Source organism: Mesorhizobium sp. USDA 4775, assembly GCF_054062655.1.
The window spans coordinates 5,391,848-5,411,896 of record NZ_JBSSFM010000001.1 but is presented as its reverse complement, the minus strand read 5'-3'; the positions used below and the strand labels follow the sequence as shown (position 1 = coordinate 5,411,896).

19 protein-coding genes are annotated in these 20,049 nt (G+C 62.9%); 10 read left to right on the top strand and 9 right to left on the bottom strand.

Annotated elements, in window-relative coordinates:
• Positions 1-168 precede the first annotated feature (168 nt).
• The 7 genes from ACVILI_RS26535 to ACVILI_RS26505 form a co-directional block, all read right to left on the bottom strand.
• Positions 169-1,470 (bottom strand): glucoamylase family protein, encoded by a 1,302-nt coding sequence (locus tag ACVILI_RS26535; protein ID WP_240564854.1) that lies wholly within the window; start codon positions 1,468-1,470, stop codon positions 169-171.
• Between the two features lie 31 nt (positions 1,471-1,501).
• A complete protein-coding gene (locus tag ACVILI_RS26530; protein ID WP_084791628.1) occupies positions 1,502-2,506 on the bottom strand; it encodes an FAD:protein FMN transferase in 1,005 nt (334 codons plus the stop codon).
• Complete coding sequence (locus tag ACVILI_RS26525) at positions 2,487-4,691, bottom strand: PepSY domain-containing protein (protein ID WP_457102652.1); 2,205 nt, start codon at positions 4,689-4,691, stop codon at positions 2,487-2,489. Before ACVILI_RS26525 ends, ACVILI_RS26530 begins: the two co-directional genes overlap by 20 nt.
• Positions 4,692-4,703: 12 nt before the next feature.
• Complete coding sequence (locus ACVILI_RS26520) at positions 4,704-5,174, bottom strand: DUF2271 domain-containing protein (RefSeq protein ID WP_038648535.1); 471 nt, start codon at positions 5,172-5,174, stop codon at positions 4,704-4,706.
• Between the two features lie 40 nt (positions 5,175-5,214).
• Positions 5,215-5,577: a hypothetical protein gene (locus tag ACVILI_RS26515; protein WP_038648533.1), complete on the bottom strand. Its 363-nt coding sequence runs from the start codon at positions 5,575-5,577 to the stop codon at positions 5,215-5,217.
• Between the two features lie 156 nt (positions 5,578-5,733).
• Positions 5,734-6,420, bottom strand: coding sequence for a cytochrome b/b6 domain-containing protein (locus ACVILI_RS26510; protein WP_051726849.1), 687 nt, complete (start codon positions 6,418-6,420; stop codon positions 5,734-5,736).
• Positions 6,410-6,721, bottom strand: coding sequence for a PepSY domain-containing protein (locus tag ACVILI_RS26505; RefSeq protein WP_038648531.1), 312 nt, complete (start codon positions 6,719-6,721; stop codon positions 6,410-6,412). The genes ACVILI_RS26510 and ACVILI_RS26505 overlap by 11 nt, the downstream gene beginning before the upstream one ends.
• Positions 6,722-6,867: 146 nt before the next feature.
• Between ACVILI_RS26505 and ACVILI_RS26500 the strand changes: the two genes are divergently transcribed.
• The 10 genes from ACVILI_RS26500 (at position 6,868) to ACVILI_RS26455 (ending at position 16,190) form a co-directional block, all read left to right on the top strand.
• The gene (locus ACVILI_RS26500; RefSeq protein WP_038648529.1) at positions 6,868-7,527 is read left to right on the top strand and encodes a response regulator transcription factor; all 660 of its coding nucleotides are present in this window, start codon (positions 6,868-6,870) and stop codon (positions 7,525-7,527) included.
• Positions 7,528-7,583: 56 nt separating this feature from the next.
• Entirely contained in the window at positions 7,584-8,885 is a 1,302-nt protein-coding gene (locus ACVILI_RS26495; protein ID WP_240564856.1) for a sensor histidine kinase, read from the top strand.
• Positions 8,886-9,247: 362 nt separating this feature from the next.
• Complete coding sequence (locus ACVILI_RS26490; protein ID WP_038648526.1) at positions 9,248-9,976, top strand: ABC transporter ATP-binding protein; 729 nt, start codon at positions 9,248-9,250, stop codon at positions 9,974-9,976.
• The gene (locus ACVILI_RS26485) at positions 9,970-12,336 is read left to right on the top strand and encodes an ABC transporter permease (RefSeq protein ID WP_038648525.1); all 2,367 of its coding nucleotides are present in this window, start codon (positions 9,970-9,972) and stop codon (positions 12,334-12,336) included. Before ACVILI_RS26490 ends, ACVILI_RS26485 begins: the two co-directional genes overlap by 7 nt.
• A 2-nt stretch (positions 12,337-12,338) precedes the next feature.
• Positions 12,339-13,526 carry an efflux RND transporter periplasmic adaptor subunit gene (locus tag ACVILI_RS26480; RefSeq protein WP_038648523.1) on the top strand — a complete coding sequence of 396 codons (1,188 nt, stop codon included), beginning with the start codon at positions 12,339-12,341 and terminating at the stop codon, positions 13,524-13,526.
• A 181-nt stretch (positions 13,527-13,707) separates the two neighbouring features.
• A complete protein-coding gene (locus tag ACVILI_RS26475; protein ID WP_038648521.1) occupies positions 13,708-14,094 on the top strand; it encodes a DUF302 domain-containing protein in 387 nt (128 codons plus the stop codon).
• A 181-nt stretch (positions 14,095-14,275) separates the two neighbouring features.
• The gene (locus tag ACVILI_RS26470; RefSeq protein ID WP_240564857.1) at positions 14,276-14,470 is read left to right on the top strand and encodes an SHOCT domain-containing protein; all 195 of its coding nucleotides are present in this window, start codon (positions 14,276-14,278) and stop codon (positions 14,468-14,470) included.
• A 43-nt stretch (positions 14,471-14,513) separates the two neighbouring features.
• Positions 14,514-14,963 carry a universal stress protein gene (locus ACVILI_RS26465; protein ID WP_038648517.1) on the top strand — a complete coding sequence of 150 codons (450 nt, stop codon included), beginning with the start codon at positions 14,514-14,516 and terminating at the stop codon, positions 14,961-14,963.
• A gap of 130 nt (positions 14,964-15,093) precedes the next feature.
• On the top strand, positions 15,094-15,498 hold the full coding sequence (locus ACVILI_RS26460; RefSeq protein ID WP_240564466.1) for an OsmC family protein: 405 nt from the start codon (positions 15,094-15,096) through the stop codon (positions 15,496-15,498).
• Positions 15,495-16,190, top strand: a complete 696-nt coding sequence (locus tag ACVILI_RS26455) for a VIT1/CCC1 transporter family protein (protein ID WP_457102651.1) — start codon at positions 15,495-15,497, stop codon at positions 16,188-16,190. The genes ACVILI_RS26460 and ACVILI_RS26455 overlap by 4 nt, the downstream gene beginning before the upstream one ends.
• Positions 16,191-16,276: 86 nt before the next feature.
• Here ACVILI_RS26455 and ACVILI_RS26450 read toward each other — a convergent pair whose 3' ends face one another.
• Both ACVILI_RS26450 and ACVILI_RS26445 read right to left on the bottom strand, forming a co-directional pair.
• Entirely contained in the window at positions 16,277-17,338 is a 1,062-nt protein-coding gene (locus ACVILI_RS26450; RefSeq protein ID WP_038648515.1) for an AI-2E family transporter, read from the bottom strand.
• Positions 17,339-17,430: 92 nt separating this feature from the next.
• Positions 17,431-19,998 (bottom strand): cation-translocating P-type ATPase, encoded by a 2,568-nt coding sequence (locus tag ACVILI_RS26445; protein WP_038648513.1) that lies wholly within the window; start codon positions 19,996-19,998, stop codon positions 17,431-17,433.
• Positions 19,999-20,049: the final 51 nt, after the last annotated feature.

Genomic DNA, 20,049 nt, shown 5'->3' with positions numbered 1-20,049 from the left:
CTGAGAGTTTTCCGGCGAGATATCGACAAAAAGGGCCGGAGTGGCCGCGGTTGTTGGCTAATGAGGATTGGCGCATGAGTGCGAAAATGCGGGCCACAGCTGTGTGCAATAGCTGGATTTTCGACGCGGCGGATGGCTGAAGTTCAATCAAGTCCCTTGAGGTTTGCATCAGGTGTGGGGAAGTTGATCCAACCAACCACCCTCGAAACCTGCCCGTTGCAGGCCGTCACGAATGTACGGACACAAGCGCATCAACCGCCATAATAGTCCGGTGCGCACGTTCTCAATCATCAATACGATGGGGCCTTCGTCGAGGCCGAAATGCCAAGGTGAGACCCACCAGCCGAACGCCCCTTTGGCTTTGCCCTGCGGGTGCGTCGGATTAAAGGACGACGCGAAACCGTACGTTCTGCTGGACTTGAGCTTGGCCTTATGGATCCAGAAGGCGATTGTCGGCAACACGATCTCCGGAGCAAACGGCAACGAGGTGACGGCTGCCCAGGGCGCGAGCGTTCCATCGTCGGGGCCAAACGGAACGCCACGCGCGGCATAGTCAAGGAACCGGCGTTCGATGCCTTTCAGTTTGATCGTGGAGGGCCCGGGGCCATCACTAGCGGTAATGCCCCAGCAGTATTCTCCGTAGCCGTCGAAGCCGCGTGGATTTTCCAAGGCGTAGCGGTGCTGGACAAGAGTGGCGCGTCGGCTGTTTTCGAAATAGTCGCTTCCCTTGCCGCGCATGTAAGTGTCCTGCAGACCGCGAAGATCAATCCACACATGCGAAAGTTGATGGATGAACAACGGTCCCGCATAGACATAGTCGTGACCGTAGACATTCAGCCATCGGAATGTAGCGGTCCATGCCGTATAACTGCTGGAAGGCAGAGGGTGGGTCGGCGAGCCGAGGCCCAAGACATACAGCAGAAGCGCCTCATCGTAACCTTCCCAGCGATACTTCAGGAAACCAGCCTCGGGAGTCCAACCGTGGGTGACGGTCTTTCCTTTGTTTAGCGCCCAGCGCCAGTCGACCCGACGGTAAAGCGCATCAGCCAAGGTCCGGATTTCTGTTTCGGCCTTTGTGTCCCGGTCGAAGAAAGTGGCAGCCGCCAATGCACCCGCCAGCAGCAGGGTGCTATCGATGGTCGACAGCTCGCAGCGCCAAGCCCGCCGGCCGGTTTGCATGTCGAGAAAATGATAATAGAAGCCGCGATAGCCGGTGGCGTCCGGCTCAGGACCGTGAGGGCTGTTCCAGAAGAAGCGTAGCGTGGCTAGCGTCCGCTCCACCGCGGCCTTCCGGCTCATGAAGCCACGCTTGACCCCGACTGGATAGCATCCCAGCGCAAGGCCGGTGGCGGCGATGCTTGCGGGCCAGTCGGCTTCGGTCTTGTCACGAACGAGACCGTTGGCTGGGTTTGCCTCATGGGCGAAGTAGTCGAATGTCTCCCGCTGCAGAGTCTCGAGGTCGTCGTTCATGGCAATCGCCTCGCCCTCATCTAACTCAGCATCATATATTCGGAAACCTACTACAGCGTCTCCCACGGCGCGATGCCTCCAAGTTGATCACCACCTTGCTGCTACAGTCTATCCGGCAGGAGCCGATGCTATCTGCTTCACCCCGAAGCAGGAACAGGGCATCAATCCCCAGTCGTCGGGCAATATCACCGCCCTTGTCCGGGCCCAGTACCATGAGCGCGGTCGCCCAAGCATCGGCCTCGGCGCAGGTGGGCGCAAGGACTGTGACCGACGCCGGAGGTTTGGTAAGTGGTGCGCCGCGTGTCGGATCCATGGTGTGTGAGAGACGTCGGCCTTGTACCTCGACCCAGTGGCGGTAGTCGCCGGACGTGGCTACCGCGCAATCCTGCAAGGCGAGGATTGAATGCGGCGCGCGGCGTTGCGGGTCCGGTTTCTCCAATGCGACCGTCCAGGCCTCACCGTCGGGCCTGAGGCCCATGGCCCGCAACTCGCCATCGATGCCCACGAGCCCGTCGCGGACTCCGAAGCTGCCGAGGATCTCGGCAAGACGGTCCACGCCGTAACCCTTAGCAATGCCGTTCAGGTCGAGCGCAATTGGTACGCGCTTTCTCACCCTGGCTCCATCGATCTCCAGCGCGTCGGGGGCAGGCAAACGCCTTGCCTGCATCGCGCTACGGATTCGATCCGAACTGGCTTCAACCGGGCCGAAGCCCCACGCGGTCACCGCGTCGCCCATGCCGATGTCGAAGGCACCACCCGTTTCCCGGCCGATCCTCAGTCCCAGCCGGATCACGTCCATAAGGCGTCCCGGAACCGTCTCCCACTCTTCCGCGGGCGCCCGGTTGAGGCGCATCAGATCGCTGTCGGGTTTCCATGTCGACATCTGCGCATCGACCTCATCGACCCCGGCCTGCAGGGCCGCACGGAGAGCTTTCACGTCGAAGCCGGAGGGAGCGTGGAATAGCGCAGACCAGCGCGTGCCCATCGTCGGCCCGTTGAGGGCGTGGCGCTCAAGATCAGTAGACATCTTCGACATAGCGCCCCTGTGCCTTCAAGACTGCGGGGGACAGGCCAAGCGGTTCAAGTATCCGCGCCATCGCCTCTGCCACTCCGGGCGCCATCTGCCGCCCGCCGCACACCATGACGCGTGCCCCCTTGCGTATTGCGCGGACGACTTCGAGCTGCTCAGCGGCCAGTGCGTCCTGAACGTATCGTGGCCGCGCGCCGCGGGAGACCGCCGTGGACAGGCTGGATAGCCTGCCAGCGGCCGCCCAGGCTTCGAGTTCCTCGCGATAGAGGAAATCGCTTTCGGGAAGTCGCATCCCGAAGAACAGGTGAATCGGTCGCCGCGCGGTATTGGCGCGGATGAAGCCGGCAAGCGGTCCTATTCCGGTGCCCGCTCCAATCAGGATCAGGGGAGCGCTGTCGCGTCTGACACGGAACGTGGGATTGCGGCGCATGAAGGAGGCGACGGTCCCGCCCGGTTCGAGTGCCATGAGTTCGCCCGAGCAGATACCTCCCACATGCTTGCGCACCACGATCTCGACGAACCCGTCCCGGCTGCCTGATGACAGCGAATAGAAGCGCGGCACGGGCGATCCCTCCGGCACGATGCCGAGCAGATCTCCAGGTTCGAAGCGTGCGAACCCGTATCTCGTCAGGCGTTGCCAAACGGCCAAGGGCGGCAGGGCAAAGCGTAGGATCGCGGTCGGAGCCTGGACTTCATGGCCATAGTCGCGTCGCGAAACCAGCGTCAGCGTCTTGGTCTCGGGCAGGATCGGCTGGTGATTCAGTTCAAGGTCGACGCCGAGCGCAGCACCGAGCGCACGGCCCCAGCGGGTGAACCCCTGCGGCGACTGGCGGTCCACCGTTTCGAAAGGCAGCAGAAGCGGCCAGCTCTTGCCTTCCGCCGCAGCGGCAACCGCCCTGGCGTAGGCGCAGAAGCCCGGGAAGCTCCGATCGCCGAAGCCCAGCACCGCCAGTCTTGCCTGTGGCGCGGCGGAAAGTCCGGCCACTCGATCGAGGAACCCCTTCGCCGACGCCGGCGGATCGCCATTGCCATAGGTCGCGGCAAGTATGAGGTACTGTTGCGCGCTGGAAAAGCGGACCGGGTCGAACGCCGACATCGGCGCGGTGTGGACGCGCTGCCCGGCGCTGGTCAGCGCCGCGTGAAGTGTCCCCGCAAAACCCCAGGTGCTGCCACCCTCGCTTCCGACCAGGATGACCGTCTCAGCGCGGGCCGGTGCGGCATTGTCGCGGATTGTGGGGCGACCCTTGAGGTTCGCCAACCAGATGAGGAGCCCGGTGGCGCCCATGACAGGGACGGCAAGCGCCGAAAGCCCTAGAAGCAGGCCGAGAAGAGCGGCACCCTGTCCGGTGTGGATCATGTAGATGGTTTCGGAGACACGCGTCCAGCCACTCAGGCCGGACCAGCCTAGCGTTGCTCCGGTTCCCTGGTCGAGGTAGCCGGTACCGGTGTCGGTCTTGAGCGTAAAGACGTCGGTGGCGTCTCCCTGATAGGGGAAGTTCAGCTCGCGCAGGCTCGAGACTGGCGTCGCCGTGAGCAGCGGCATCGATGTCAGCTGCGCGCCAATTGTGCCGCTTGCCGCAGGCAATTCCGCAAGGGCCGCCTTGTCGGGAAGGAGCCCGAAGGTCGAGGCCGTCATCCAAAGCGCAGTTGCTGCCGACAGCAGGAGGCCGGGTACTGCGAGCCGCGCAAGCTCGACATGGACGCGTCCTGCCACAGGTCCCCGAAGCGGGCCAAACCAGCGTCTCCACCCGCCGGCGCGTCGCGCGACGAGCATGGAACCGGAGACAGCGAGGGCGAGCATAGCCGCCGCTCCCGCCGCCATGGCGATGCGGCCGGCGTCGTCAAGGAACAGCGAGCGGTGCAGGTTGGTGAGCCAGCGCTGCATCGGATTCGGATCGGCCGATGCTGTAGCGGTTCCGGTCGCCGGATCGATGACGGCGGACGCCGGCGTGCCGCCATCGAACCAGTAGGCGGTGAAGCGACCGGAGGGCGAACGCCGGATCTGCTCGACTCCCGGGAAGGCGGCCTGGATGCGCGCGGCAAGGTCTGCAACGCTCATCGACTGTTTCGCCTGAGGTGCGGAAATCCGCTCGGCCGCCGGAAAGATGGACAGCACCGCACCGCTGACAGCGAGCAGCGTCAGAAGAACCAGGGCCGGCAAGCCCAGCCAGCGGTGAAGGGCACGGATCATCGTTGCGACCCCTTACAAGCCGTAGCTGAAGTTCGCGATGTAGCGGCGGCCGGGGACGGATTGTCCCGCTCCTTGCGCGGTCAGCGGCACGGCGATCTCGTTGGGGCTGTCGCGCATGTCCTCGGCGGCCGCGTCGATGTGAACGGTATAGCCCGCGTCAAAGAGCGCGTCGGCAAGGTCGAGCGTGATCTCCAGCCGGCGGCCGGCGCCCACGCTCGCTCCGGTGATGCCATTGATCTCGGCCGTGTTGCCGCCCGTCGCGCGATACCAGTCGGACAGGTGCTCGTAGTACTTGGACTTGGTTCCGGCCATCCACAGGCTGCCGGCGTAGGTGCCCTTGGGGTCTGTGACGTAGATGGCGAGGAAGGCCCCGTTGCCGCCATAGTCCTTCAGCGTGGTTGTGAGGGTTACCGGCCGCGCCATGGCGATGCCGGGGAGTGTCAGCGCCGTGGTCAGAGCCAGGGTGGCGAATATGGTCTTCATTGGACTGTTTCCTTGATCTGCCGTGATGCGGGCCGTTGGCTCAGTTCACCTGGACCTTGGGCGTCGCGCCGGTGCCAAAGAGGCCGTTGCTCGGGGGAGCCACGCTCCCGGCCGGAGCCGGGCCGGAGGCGTTGCCGCCATCAGAGTCGTCGTCATCCTCTTCGTCGCTTGCGCCATGTTCGTCATCATCGCCTCCGCGTTGCAGGCTGCGACTGTGTTTAAGGTCAGCGCTGTCATCATCGCTGACCAGCATTGGGGAAGCACTTGCGTTGCGGAAGGCAGTCAGGGCCACATCGCGCGGTCCTTCGAACAGGCCAGCGCCGTGCATCGCGCTCCACGCGGGAAGGCCGATCCCGGCGATCAACGCCGTCGACGCGAGCAAGATGACAAGGGTCTTTTTCATGGCAGGATCTCCTTTTTCTGCTGCCACTGTTCTGACGGCCAGACCTGATCCTCTCCTGAAGGGAATGGGTTTTCTGCTTCAGCTCGCCGTCAGGAATCGAAGGGCCCCGCCGAAACGGCGGGGCCGGATTGGCAACCTATTGCGAAATGTCCCTATTCAGGCGACGTCGTCGGGAGCGGGAGGCCTCTTGCGGCCCGTGAGCATCGCCAGAACCAGGTTCTCGCGATGGCGGAACGACGCCAAAACCACTCCGCCGACATGCAGCGCGACCAGCAGTAGCATCAGGTTGGCAAGGGCCTCGTGGACTTCCTTGAGCGGACCCACGGCCCGCCCTTCCACGGCGGCTCCAATCCCGCCCTCAGTGTCGTTGCCATCATTGTCTGCGAATGCGGGGGCGACGATCCGCATCTGTGCGACAGCCGCAGCGGCGCGGTCCGGCGCTTCCATAAGCCATCCGGTGAAGGCGGTCCCGGACAGGGTCACCAGGATCGCCACGACCATCGCCGCACCAGCCGGGTTGTGGCCAAGGTAGCGCCGTTCCCGGCTTCCTGCCATGTCAGCGATGTAGGAGATCGTCCGGGCCGGTCCACGGACGAATTGTGTGAAGCGGGCGTAGCGGCTGCCGACGACACCCCATACGATCCTGAAGCCGACCAGACCGGCGATCGCGTATCCAGCAAGCTGATGAACGGGCTGGAGATCTTCCGCCGTAAGCCAAGCCGTGGCGAACACGACGACGAGGCTCCAGTGGAAGAGACGGACCATCGGGTCCCAGACAGGAACCGGCCGCGCAGCCGCGTTGCGGGACTCGGACTCGGTCGGGGCAATGTCATCAATTGTCATGGCGGTCTTCTTCGTCCTGGTGCCGATTGGCGTCACCCCTGGGTTCAATCTGGATGATTTCGAGGGTGGATGGCTGGACTGTCACCTCGATCCGACGGCCTTGGGCGTCGATGCCGTCGATTTCATAGCAGCCGTCGTGGATTTTGATCCGACGCACGGTCCAGCCATGCTGGGCCGCCAGAGTGGCAACGGCCTCCCTCGGCTTCCAGTCCGCCATCGGCACGAAGCATTCGTCATCGGCGCGCACCGGCCCTGCGGAGAGGGACGCGACACACGCAAGAATTATCAGGGCAAGCCGCATGGGCCAGGACTCCGTTCGAACCGATTTGCGCCAGCGCAAAGTGCACGGCCAAGCTGACGCTATCCTGAAGTTTACGCGCAATCCGCTTCAGCCGGGCGTCAGGAACGTCCGGCAAGGAAGGCTGTGACCGCGAAGGGCGAACGAAAATGCGAATCCTGCTCATAGAGGACGATAGCGTGCTGGGCGCGGCCGTACGCGACCAGATCGTCGGTGACGGCCATTCGGTGGACTGGGTCTCGCGGATCGACGCGGCCAGGGACGCGATGGCGGGTGCGGCCTACGACCTGATCCTGCTTGACCTGATGCTGCCCGACGGAAGGGGCATCGTGTTCCTTCGTGCATTGCGGGCCGCCGGAGATGTCACGCCCGTCATCGTGCTCACAGCGCTCGACCAGGTGTCGGACAGGATCGAAGGGCTGACCGCGGGGGCGGACGACTACATGGTCAAGCCGTTCGATCTCGACGAGCTGTCGGCGCGCATCGGCTCGGTCGCGCGCCGATATTCAGGCAATCCCAACCCCATCATCCGGCTTCGTTCGCTCGAGATCGACATCGCCCGCCGAAATGTGCGTCGGGACGGCAAGGCCGTTCAGCTGACAGCCCGCGAATGGGCACTGCTGGAGGCGTTCCTGACGCGGCCCGGCCAGTTGCTCTCCAAGGCGCAGCTCGAGGAAAAGCTCTATGATTTCGATGCCGAGGTGGAAAGCAACACGATCGAGGTTCATGTCAGCAGGCTGCGCAAGAAGCTCGGCACCGACCTCATCGAGACCGAGCGGGGCCTCGGCTACAGGTTGGCTCAGGCGTGAGGCGCCCCCGAAGCCTACAGGGCAGGCTCCTCCTGACGCTTGGAGGGGTTCTGCTCATGATCTGGGCCGGCGCGGCGTGGGCGACCGCTGTCCTGCTGCGGCACGGCATCGAGGATGTCTTCGATTCCTCCCTCCAGGAGACCGCGCAGCGCCTGCTTCCCTTGGCGGTCCTGGACATCGTGGGCCGCGAGGACGAAGACGTCGCCAGCCAGCGCCTTGGCGCGATCCGCGCCCATGACGAACTTCTCACCTACGTGATCCGCGACGACAAGGGCAAGATTTTGCTTCAGTCCCATGCTGCCGACCTCGCCGTGTTCCCGCCTTATGAAGCGCCCGGCTTCGGCCGGACTGCGACGCATCGCCTATACAGCGAGGAGGCCCTGCAGGGGACGGTGCGTATCACGATGGCCGAACCGCTCGCCCACCGGGCTCAGGTGGTGAGGGATGTCCAGATTGGCCTCGGATTGCCGATCCTCCTGGTGATTCCGGCCGCGCTTGCCGCCGTGCTGCTGGCGGTCCGGAGAAGCACAAAACCGCTGCGGGCGTTCCGCGAACAGCTCGAAACCCGAAGCGAGAAGGACCTTGGGCCTCTCGTGTCCGATGAACTGCCCAGCGAGCTCGACCCGTTGGCCGACACCTTGAACGCGCTGCTCAGGCGGCTCAGGGCCGCCTTCGAGGCCGAACGCAGCCTCGCCGCCAACACCGCGCATGAACTCAGGACCCCGCTCGCCGGCGCGATTGCCCAGGCGCAGCGCATCCGGAAGGAAACCAGCGAACCGCAAATCGAACAGCGGGCAGCGGACATCGAGGCGACCCTCAAGCGATTGACGGTGCGGGCCGAGCGGCTCATGCAGTTCGCCCGGGCGGAGGGCAGCCGGCTCCGATTAGAACGTACATCCGACCTGCGCGCTGCCCTGCGTGTCGTGGTCGATGACTTGCGCAGAGGCATGCCACGGGAGGATAGGGTCGTCCTTCGCCTGCCGGAAACCTCCGTAATGTCCGACATCGATCCCGATGCCGTTGGAATCGTGTGCCGCAACCTCGTCGAGAATGCCTTGCGCTATGGCAGCGACTCCTGCCCAGTCGAAGTGACGCTCGAGCCAGATGGGTTGCTCACGGTTTCAAACGATGGACCCGTCGTGGCGCCCGAGGCACTGGCGAAACTGGCTGACCGTTTCGAGCGAGGCGGAGCTTCGGCCCGCGGCAGCGGAATAGGGTTATCAATCGTTTCGACGATTGCCGACCGCATAGGCAGCTCTGTCGCCCTCAGATCGCCGAGACCCGGGACGCGGTCCGGTTTCGAAGCAAGTGTTAAGCTCCCAATCGCAAGCGAGCCCAAGCAGACAGCTTCATCCTGATCCGGTCGCTCAGTTCGGAAAGGACCGAAGATCCTTCGTTGGCGCGACCACGACGCTAGGTGGCCCAGAAGACGTGGCTTTCAGGAATCGCAGAAGCTGACCCCCTATGGCAAAGATGAGGCGCGAAGCAGTCGTCCGTGTCTGGGTTCACCCGTGCGGATTATGGATGCGCGTGATGCCGATCCAATAGCTGCACTGTCATGAGCATGCGGTGCACCCGGGCTGGGCCCTTCCTACTGGACCCCGGTTTGCTTACCAACGTTCCGACTTGACGAGAGTCAAGGTGATCGAGCCGTCCAGACTGTAGCACCTTTCCGGCGTGGGCTGGAACCGGAGTCCGCATGCCAGTCCAAGGACAAGACATGGAGAGTTCAGCAAAGCAACCCTTCGCCCCGGTATTCGTGGCCCGGGGATTGACCAAGGTCTATGGCGCGGGCGATTCACGTGTCGTGGCGCTGAAGGACGTCGACCTCGATATCCGACAAGGCGAATTCATCATTCTTCTTGGCCCCTCGGGTTCGGGAAAATCGACCCTGCTCAACATCCTCGGCGGATTGGACGCTCCGACGTCAGGCACTGCGACCTGGCGAGATCACGAACTGACCGGAGCCAGCGACGAGCAGCTCACGACATACAGGCGCGAGCATGTCGGCTTCGTGTTTCAATTCTACAACCTGATACCGAGCCTCACTGTCGAGGAGAACGTGCGGCTGGTCGCGCAGATCGCCAGCAATCCGATGACACCGGCCGAGGCGCTCGAACTCGTTGGACTGTCGCATCGCGCCGGTCACTTTCCTTCACAACTGTCCGGTGGAGAACAGCAGCGCGTCGCGGTGGCACGCGCAATCGTGAAGCGGCCGGATATCCTGCTCTGCGACGAGCCGACCGGCGCGCTCGACGTCGACACCGGCAGGCTGGTTCTGGCGGCAATCGCCAAGGTCAATGCGGAGCTGAACACGACGACCGCCGTGATCACTCACAACTCGGCAATCGCGGGGATGGCTCATCGCGTGTTGCGGCTGAGCGGCGGGCGCATCGTCAAGGAAGAACCGAATCCGCGGCGCATCCGGGCCGAGGATGTGACATGGTGAACGTCCTGGACATCAAGGTGGCGCGCGACCTCTGGTCGATGCGGCTTCAGGTCCTCAGCATCGCGCTGCTCGTCGCGGCCGGCGTGGCCGTCTTCGTGATGTCGGTGTCGAACTACCAGGCGCTGATCGGCGCCATGGAGGCGCACTACCGCAACGAACGTTTCGCCGACATCTTCGTGGGCATAACGCGCGCGCCGCTCTCGATCGTCGATCGGCTGCGCGAAATCAACGGCATTGGCATTGTGGAGCCGCGCGTCGCCGAGCCGGTACGCGTGATCCGCGAGGACACCAACCTTCCGATCTCGGGGCGCGTCATCTCGCTCCCGGCCGCGGGCCAGCCGTTGCTCAACCGCCTGCATCTCGTGCAGGGACGCTGGCCCGATCCGCTGCATCCGGAAGAAGTCATCATCAACGCGGCGTATGCCGAGGCGCGCGCCGTGCGGAGCGGAGAAACCATGGAGGTGGTGCTCAATGGCCGGCTGCAAGGCTTCCGCGTCGTGGGCACCGCCCTGTCACCCGAATTCATCTTTGCCACCCGCGCCGCGGTGCCGCTTCCGGACGATCGGAATTTCGTGGTGGTGTGGGCAAGCGAGGATGCGGTGGCAAGCGCCTTCGACATGAAAGGCGCCTTCAACGACGCGCTGATGACTCTGGCGCCCGGCGCAGGGCCGCAGCATGTCTTGGAAGAGGTCGATCGGTTGCTGGCGCCATACGGCGGCACCGGAGCCTATGGCCGGAGCGATCAGCCGTCGCACCGCTTTCTCAAGGACGAACTGGCGGAGCAGGAGACGCTGAGCATCGTCATGCCGTCGGTCTTCTTCGGCATCGCGGCGTTCCTGCTCAACGTCGTCATCGGCAGGATGGTGGAAGCACAACGGGGGCAGATCGCTTCGCTGAAGGCGCTGGGGTTTGCGAACCGCACCATCGCCTTCCACTACTTCAAGCTGGTCACCGCCATCGCGTTGCTGGGATCGGCGATAGGTCTGGTCGTGGGGCGCTGGTTCGCGATCGGGGTTGTCGGGAGCTATGGCGCTTTCTTCCGGTTTCCATCGCTGGAGGCGCAACTGGAGCCATGGCTGCTCGTCGCGGCGACCCTTGTCAGCGTCGGCGCGGCGAACCTTGCCGCGGCATCGGCGGTATACCGGATTGCCATGCTTGCTCCCGCCGAAGCCATGCGCCCCGAGACGCCGCCCGCGTTGCACACATTCAGCTGGCTGCAGGCGATTGGAAGCCAGCGAATTCCGCTTCAGTACGTGATAGCTGCGCGCACGATCCTCGGACGGCCCGTGCGGACGCTGTTGACGACCGTCGGAATCGCGCTGGCCATTCCGCTCATTCTGTTCGGGCTCTACTGGTTCGACGCCATCGACTACATGATCGATGTGAGTTTTGGACGCATCGAGCGCGGTGACGCGTTTGTCACCTTCACAGAACCGGTCTCGGCGGATGCACTCTACGAGCTGCGGGCGATACCTGGCGTGCTTGAGGCTGAAGTGCAGCGAGTCGTGCCGGTCACATTGCGAGCTGGCCATCGCTCCTATCGCACCTCGGCTACTGGTCTGGATTCGGGTTCCGAGCTCAAGGTGCTGAGAGACAGCGCGCTACGGCCGATTGCCGTACCCTCCGATGGCATCATGCTCAGCCGGACGATCGCGAGGCAGCTAGACCTCAACGTCGGCGACAGTGTCACGATCGAGGTGCTCGAAGGCAGCCGGGCCGTCAGGGAAGTCACCGTCCGCAGGATTTCGGACGATATTCTGGGGGCGTCCGCGACGATGGAGCGCACCGCACTCAATCGCCTGATGCGGGAGGGTTCCGTTGCGAATGTCGCGGCACTCAGGATCGATCCGGGTCAATCTGATCGGCTCTGGTCCAGGATAAGGTCAATGCCGAAGATCGAGGCAAGCTCGGTCAAGGCCCTGTGGTTTGCGCTGTTCAACGAAACGATCGGCGGAATGGTGGTTATCGGCGCGCTGGTCCTCTTGGGGTTTGGAATGCTGATCGCCATAGGCGTGGTCTACAACAGTGCCCGCATCGCCCTGCAGGAGCGCGCCTGGGAATTGGCCAGCCTGCGCATAGTCGGACTGACGCGGCGCGAGGTATGTGCCGTCATTGTCAGCGAGCTTGCCTTGGAGCTGATTGTGGCCATCCCCGCCGGGCTCCTGATCGGACGGTACCTGATCGAATTGATCGCGTCGGCGCGCGCGAGCGAGTCGTTTCAGATCCCCGCCGTGATCGATCGCAGCAGTTATGCCATCGCCGCGCTCCTGGTCATCGGCCCGGCCATTGCCAGTTTCATCACAATCCGCCGCAGGATCGACAAGCTCGATCTCGTGGCTGTCCTGAAGACGAGGGACTGAACATGAAGCGTCGAACAACTTCGATCGCCGGTGCACTGGTGCTGGCGCTTGCGGCACTGGGCTTCTACTGGCTCCTGATGCCGCAGCCGACCCTTGTCGAAACCGCCGAGGTGGTGACCTCGCGCTTCCAGGACACGGTTGAAGAGGACGGCCGCACGCGCGTGCGGGATCGCTATCTGGTGTCGGCGCCCTTGTCCGGGCGTATCCAGAGGTTGACACTCAAGGCCGGCGATACCGTGCGGACGGGAGAGAAGCTGGCGACCATTACGCCGCCAGTTTCGCCGCTTCTCGACCCCCGCGTGCGGCTAGAGCTCGAGGCCCAGGTCGGTGCCGCTGAGGCGGCGGTCGAGGAGACGGCATCGCTTCACGAGCAGGCCAAGGTGCTGCTGGCTCAGGCCAGTGCGGATCTCGAACGCACCAGGGAGCTCGTCAAGCGCAACGTGGCGGCCGCGGCTCAACTGGAGCGTGAGGAATTCCTGTTCCGCTCAACGCAGCGACAAACCGATGCCGCCGAGCGGCGCTGGCACGCCGCCACGCATCTTCTGGAACAGGCGCGCGCGGCACTGAACTCCGCCAACAATTCCGAAACCAGCGAGAGTTTCCCGGTATCCTCGCCCGTAGACGGCCGCGTTCTCAGGGTCATGCAGGAGAGCGAGACCGTTGTCGCGCAGGCAGCGCCGTTGCTCGAACTGGGTGATCCTGGCGATCTCGAAATCGCCGTCGACGTTTTGACGACCGATGCCGCCCGGATAAGGGAGGGCGACAAGGTGATCATCGAGCGTTGGGGCGGCCCCACCGATTTGCTTGGGGCCGTGCGGCGCGTCGAGCCCTCCGGCTTCACCAAGATCTCCGCGCTCGGCGTCGAGGAGCAGCGCGTCTGGGTCGTTGTCGACATAACCTCGCCACGGGAGACGTGGACCAGCCTGGGGGATGGCTATCGCGTCGAGGTCAAGATCGTGGTTGACGAGAACGACCAGGCAATCGTCGTGCCGATCGGAGCCCTGTTCCGGCGCGGCGATGCCTGGAGCGTCTTCGTTGTCGAGGCGGGCCGCGTTCACCTGCGAGAGATCCAGGTGGCGCGCCTATCGGCTCGCACTGCCGCCGTGGCGCAGGGCGTTCGACCTGGCGAGATTGTGGTCATCTATCCACCTGCCAGCCTTGCCGAAGGCAGCAAGGTCATGCTCCAGTAAACTTGCTATTTGACGGTGCAATCGATGTTGATGCTATGTTCTATGTAAGTCGAAACTTCCGTTCGTATTTCGGCGATAGTCGATGCCGTCGACGATGTGTGAATGGTCCGCTTGCGGCTCGCGCGATACGCAGTCAGGGCGTGCTCCTGGCGAGCTTTTGTCTGTTTGGAGGCGTAAATCAATGACGTATTACATAGGTCGGATGTTGCCGACGGCCTTCGACGAGGCCGTCGCGCGAACGAAAGCAGCTCTAAAGGCCGAAGGTTTTGGCGTGCTGACTGAGATCAATGTGCAGGAAACGCTGAAGACCAAGATCGGTGTAGAGTTCCCGAAATACATTATCCTCGGTGCATGTAACCCCGCGCTGGCCCACGAAGCTCTCCTGCTGGAAAACAAGGTGGGGACGATGCTGCCGTGCAACGTCGTCGTGCGGGATTCGGGAAACGGACAAACTGAGGTCGCTGCGATCGATCCGGTCGCCTCGATGCAAGCGATCGATAATCCGGCGCTCAAACAAGCTGCACAAGTTGTGCGTTCGAAGCTTGAGCGCGTGGTAGCTCAACTTTAGGCATCGTATGACAATTCTGGAGCCCAAAGCGCTTGTGACTTGGCCCGCGCATCTGAGGATTCTCCAAGCGATTTGATCCAACGCAATGCGACGCGCGCCGTCCGATTGTTTGGTGTCACGAGGATGGAGTACTCGCTATGATGTCATGGGGGTGGAGCAATTGCTGCGGCGGAGCTTGGGTATGCCATTCTTCGGCTTTGGCCCGTTGCTGCTGATCCTGATCGCGGCTGGCGTTGTCTACTATTTCTGGCATCAACCGCGGCGCGGACGATCACGTGATACGGGCTCACTAGATATTCTGGATCGCCGCTACGCCTCCGGCGAGATCACGAGAGAGCAGTATGAGCAGATGAAAGGTGACCTGAAAAGGCACTGAATTTTTGCCGCTCAGAGGCAATCCTCGCTCAGGTACGAATGCGATGTACACGCACTTCCTTATTGCAACGGATGGTTCTGACTTCGCTCAGAATGGCGTTACGCACGGACTGTCCCTCGCCAGTCGCCTCACGGCCAAGGTTATCTTTTTGCATGTCACCGAGCCATTCCCAATGTTTGATTGGGGAAGTCCAATGTCGGGCTATTCAGCCGGCGCAAAATTCGTTTCATACGAGGAAGAGGGACGCCGCTTCGCGGGGCAGATACTAGATCAATGCAATGCAGCGGCTGACAGGCTCGGTGTGCAAGCCGAGGCCGTGCATCTTGAAAACAGGAAGCCGGCGGAGGCAATCCTTGAGCTGTCCAAGACCCAGGGCTGCGATCTGGTAGTCATGGCCGCGCACGGACGCCGGGGCCTCGCCAGACTGCTGCTGGGCAGTCAGGCGACAGAGGTGCTTTCCTTCAGCACGGTCCCTGTGTTGATCGTCCGATAGGAACGGTGACAGAAGCAATCGACATTCCAAGTTGTCGGAGATTTCTGACCTGGATCAACCTCCAACTACCCAACACCGGCTAGAAGCGCCAGTAGCGCGCCTCCCAGGCGCGCGTCGAAGCAGGTGCACCATGTTCGAATACAGCGTTGAAGCCAGACGGATCGATGCACGAGGCAGCGTCGCCACGACCAAGAATGCCAAACTCGTTCTTGACACCTGTCTCGAGGGCCGGGCCGACGCCTTCAATCCAGCCGAACTGCTTCTGGCGGCGATCGCCGCCTGCATGATCAAGGGCATCGAGCGCGTCACCCCGATGCTTGGTTTCAAACTGCGCGGCGTCAGGGTCGCATTGCATGCCGTTCGGCGCGACAGCCCGCCGGGGATTGCCTCGATCGACTACGAGCTTGTCGTCGACACCGATGAAACCGACCAGCGGCTGGAGCTGCTGCACAAGAATGTCCGCAAGTACGGCACGATTTCCAATACGGTCGCCGTCGCCACGAAACTCGAAGGCAAGATCAGGAGAAAAGCATGAGCCGCCTGCATGTCGAAAACCACCAGGTGTCGCGCATCGGTTGGCTGCGCGCCGCCGTCCTGGGAGCCAATGACGGCATCGTCTCGACCGCGAGCCTGATCGTCGGCGTGGCGTCGGCCGCCGCGCCGGCTTCGCAGGTTCTGGTCGCAGGCATAGCCGGCCTGGTGGCGGGCGCCATGTCGATGGCGGCCGGCGAATATGTCTCGGTCAGCTCCCAGTCGGACACCGAGAATGCCGACCTCGCCCGCGAACGCCAGGAACTCGAGACCCAGCCCGAATTCGAGCGCGAGGAGTTGGCGCAGATCTACGTCAAGCGCGGGCTGGCGACGGACCTGGCCCACCAGGTCGCCGACCAGCTCATGGCCAAGGATGCGCTGGCCGCGCATGCCCATGACGAACTCGGCATTTCGGAAATGACCACGGCGCGGCCGATCCAGGCGGCGCTGACCTCGGCGGCGACCTTCAGCGTGGGCGCAGCAATGCCGCTCATCATGGTGCTGGTGTCGCCGGCCTCCATGCTGGTGCTGGCGGTCTCGCTTGCGTCCCTGCTTTTCCTTGCCCTGCTGGGCGCCATCGGCGCCAAGGCGGGCGGCGCCAACATCCTTCGTGCAACGTTGCGCGTGACCTTCTGGGGCGCCTTCGCCATGGCGCTCACCGCCGGCATCGGCGCGCTGGTCGGAACCGCGGTGTAAGCGGCCGGCCGCCGGACGGCTCGGGATCCCACCAATAGACACGGGTTTGCATCACGCTATGGCCTGCGGGGCATTTTACCAAGAGGTCATTCCGTTTCCTTGCGGTTGCTGATCTTATCGCGCGCAGCCCATACCTCGATGAGCAGCACGGTCACCGTGACTGCCACGGGGCCCAGTATGAATCCTGGAGCCCCGAACAGGGCGAGCCCACCTATCATCGATATGAATGCGGGGATCGTGTGGAGCCTCAGCTGGTTGCCGACCAGCATCGGGCGAAGGACGTTGTCGATTCCGCCTACAACAATACCGCCCCAGCCCGAGAGGATCAGGGCCTTGCCCCAATCACCATCAAGCAAGAGGAGGATTGCTGCCGGTATCCACACGACGAACGAACCCAACACAGGCACGACGGAAAGCAGACTCATCACCACGCCCCACAGAAGAGGCGTCGGCAACCCAAGGATCCAGAACATCAAGCCGCCCAACGAACCCTGAACTGCCGCCACAGCGAGCGTCCCGTACACCGTGGCATGCACGGTATCGAACACCCGCTGAAACAAGCGCTCCGTGTCTGCGCTCTGCAGTGGCATCCAATCGCGCAACAGCCGGGCGACGGCGTTGCGATCACGCAGGAAATAGAACAGCATGTAGAACGTCAGGAGGACTTCCGCCACCTGCAACACGGAACCCTTGACGAACGTTGCACCGGCGTTGCTCAGCCAGGTTGCGAGGCTCGCCATCATCGACGGCAGATCGATCTGTTGCTCTATCCACTTTCCAATAGGTGCTATGCCGGGGTGGGCGTCCAACAGACGCTGGAGCTCGCCGTCAGCGACCCGGGTTCGGACGGAGGCTGCCCCTGAAGCCGCTTCCTCTACCAAGCGTTCTACCAGGAAAGCTGCCGGGACAACGACGAGCAGTACGATCGTCAAGACCGAAACCATCGCCGCAACGTTGGGGTGTTTCAACTTCGTTTCGATCCAGGAATGGAAAGGGACAAAGAGGATCGCCAGTGCCAAAGCCCAGGTGATCGCGCCCAAAAATGGCTCGGCCAGAAGCACGCAGACGACAATCCCAACGATCGCGGCGGCCGCTAGGACAAGTGTGCCAACCTGGCTTCGACGAACTCGTGGATTGTCTGCGCTCATTTTGCCGACACCGAAACGGTTCGTCCGGGAGTTTTCTTCACGTCCAACTCTTTCCCAACAGAAGACTGGTCATTGATCGTTTCATTGAACGGCTAGGCCTTCAGTCGCTCCCGCCAGAATAGTTTCAGCAACTCCAGGCATGCCAGCACGGCAAATCCCGCGGCAATCGTCACCGCCAGATCGTCGAGATGCAGGGGTCCGAAGCGGAACAGACTGGTGGCAAAGGGCCACAGGAGCGTCCCGCCTAGCATCGAAGCGACAGCCACGACGACGATCATCAGCGACCGGTTCGGCCTGATGAGCGCGGTCAGAAGCGATGCGCTGAAGGAACGGTTGACGAAGATCAGTCCAACGATTGTCAGCACCAGCGAGAAAAACGTCAGGGCCCGGATTTCGTTCTCGGCCATGCCCTGGCCGAGGGCGACAAGGTAAATGCCCGCCAGAAGCACGAAGGCGAGCGTTCCCTGGAGCAGACCCCATCCGATCAACGCCCAGGAGAAGAGTGGCGAGTCCGGATTGCGAGGCGGACGGCGCATGACATCGTCTTCTTCGCTTTCAGCCTCGAAGACAAGCGAGCACACGGGATCGATCACCATCTCCAGAAAGGCGATATGGATCGGCCCGAACAGGATCGGCAGGCCAAACAGCAGCGGCAGCAGCGAGAGGCCCGCGATCGGCACGTGGACCGCGAAGATGAAGCCCATGGCCTTGCGCAGGTTGTCGAAGATGCGGCGGCCAAGCCGAATTGCTTTGACGATTGAACCGAAATCGTCGTCGAGCAGCACGATGGACGATGCCTCGCGCGCAACGTCGGTACCGCGGCCACCCATGGCGATCCCGATATTGGCGGCCTTGAGCGACGGCGCGTCATTGACCCCGTCGCCGGTCATGGCGACGATTTCACCACTCGCCTTCAGCGCGTTGACGATGCGAAGCTTCTGCTCGGGCATGATGCGCGCGAACACGGTTGCGGTTTTCACACCCAGCGCCAACTCGTCGTCACCGAGCGCTTGCATCTCACTGCCGGTCACGACGCTTTCGACATCGAGGCCAGCCTGGCGCGCGATCATTTTGGCGGTTGCCGGGTAGTCGCCGGTGATCATCATCACCCTGATGCCGGCGGAACGGCAGTCGCTCACGGCTTCGGGAACACTCACGCGCAGCGGATCCGTCAGGCCGACCAGCCCGAGAAATTCGAATTTGAAATCGTGTTGCGTCTGCGGCAAGTCGGTGCCGCGATGAGACCCGTGTGCCACGCCGAGCACACGCAGCCCCTCGGCCGCCATGGCCTCGACCGAGTTCTTCAGGGCCTTGAAGTCCCTTGCGTTCAGATGGCACAACGCCCCGATCGCCTCTGGCGCGCCTTTTGCCGCAACCAGCGAATTGCCATCGCCACGTGTCGATTGCCAGACATTCGACATCGCCAGCAGTCCGGGTCGAAGCGGATATGCGTGGACCAGTTCCCAATCCGGTTTGTCCAGAATCCTGTGTTCAGACAGGCATTCCTTGCCGAGTTTGTGAAATGCGACCTCCATGGGGTCGAAGGGAATCTGGGCGCTGGCAAGCACACCCGTCTCAACCAGATCGGCGGCTGCCGCTGGCAGACTGATGCCCGGTCTGTCCGTCATCCGGAACGACTTTCCATCAGCCGTCCGAAGTTCGGCAATCGTCATCCGGTTCTCGGTGAGCGTGCCGGTCTTGTCGGTGCAAAGGATCGTCGCCGAGCCAAGCGTTTCGATCGCGGCGGCCCTGCGGGTCAGAACGCGCGCTTGTGAGATGCGCCACGCACCCATGGCCATGAAGATCGTGAGCACGACGGGAAACTCTTCCGGCAGCATGGACATGCCGAGCGCGATGCCTGCGAGCACAGCGTCAAGCCAGCCGCCTCGCAGAAGCCCGTAAAGCAGGACCGCGACGACGCTGACCGCACCCCCCACCATAGCGAAAATGCGTACGACGCGCCGCATTTGCGCCTGCAATCGCGGCGGTTCTGTCTCCATTGAACTCAGGGAGTGCCCTATCTTGCCGATTTCACTACGTCGCCCCGTCGCCAGGACTTCGCCCATGCCTGACCCGCGAACGATCAGCGAACCAGAGAATATGAAAGGCAGGTCGTCGCCGCCTGGCCGGCGTTCGCTCACCGACGAGATGCCGCCGACAGCAACCTTTCGAACCGGCACGGATTCGCCGGTTAAGAGCGATTCGTCGCTCTGAAGGTCCTGGCTCTGGAGAAGCCTGGCATCGGCCGGCACGCGGTCACCCTCGCCCAGCACGACGAGATCCCCCCGAACAACCTCGCGACCGGCAATGCGCTTGCGTTCACCACCGCGTATGACCTGGGCACGAGGGCTGGTGAGATCACGCAGCGCTTCCAGAACACGCTCGGTGCGGGTCTCCTGTATGATGGTTATGCCGATCGACATCGTGGCAAAGGCTAGCAGGATCAGCGCTTCCTCCAGATTGCCCAAACTGAGATAGACAACGCCGCCGCCAAGCAGGAGCGCCAGCATCGGCTCACGAATGACCTCGAAGGCAATCCGCAGCGGCGTGCGCTGGTTTGACCTCGGCAGTTCGTTGTACCCTTCGGCGACAAGCCTGGCTTGCGCCTCGGCCTCTGAAAGGCCGGAAAACATATCGGCCGTCGAGGTTGGTTGGAACATCTCAACTGTCTCTGTCGGACTATAAGCCAATGTCATGGCCGCCTCTCACGA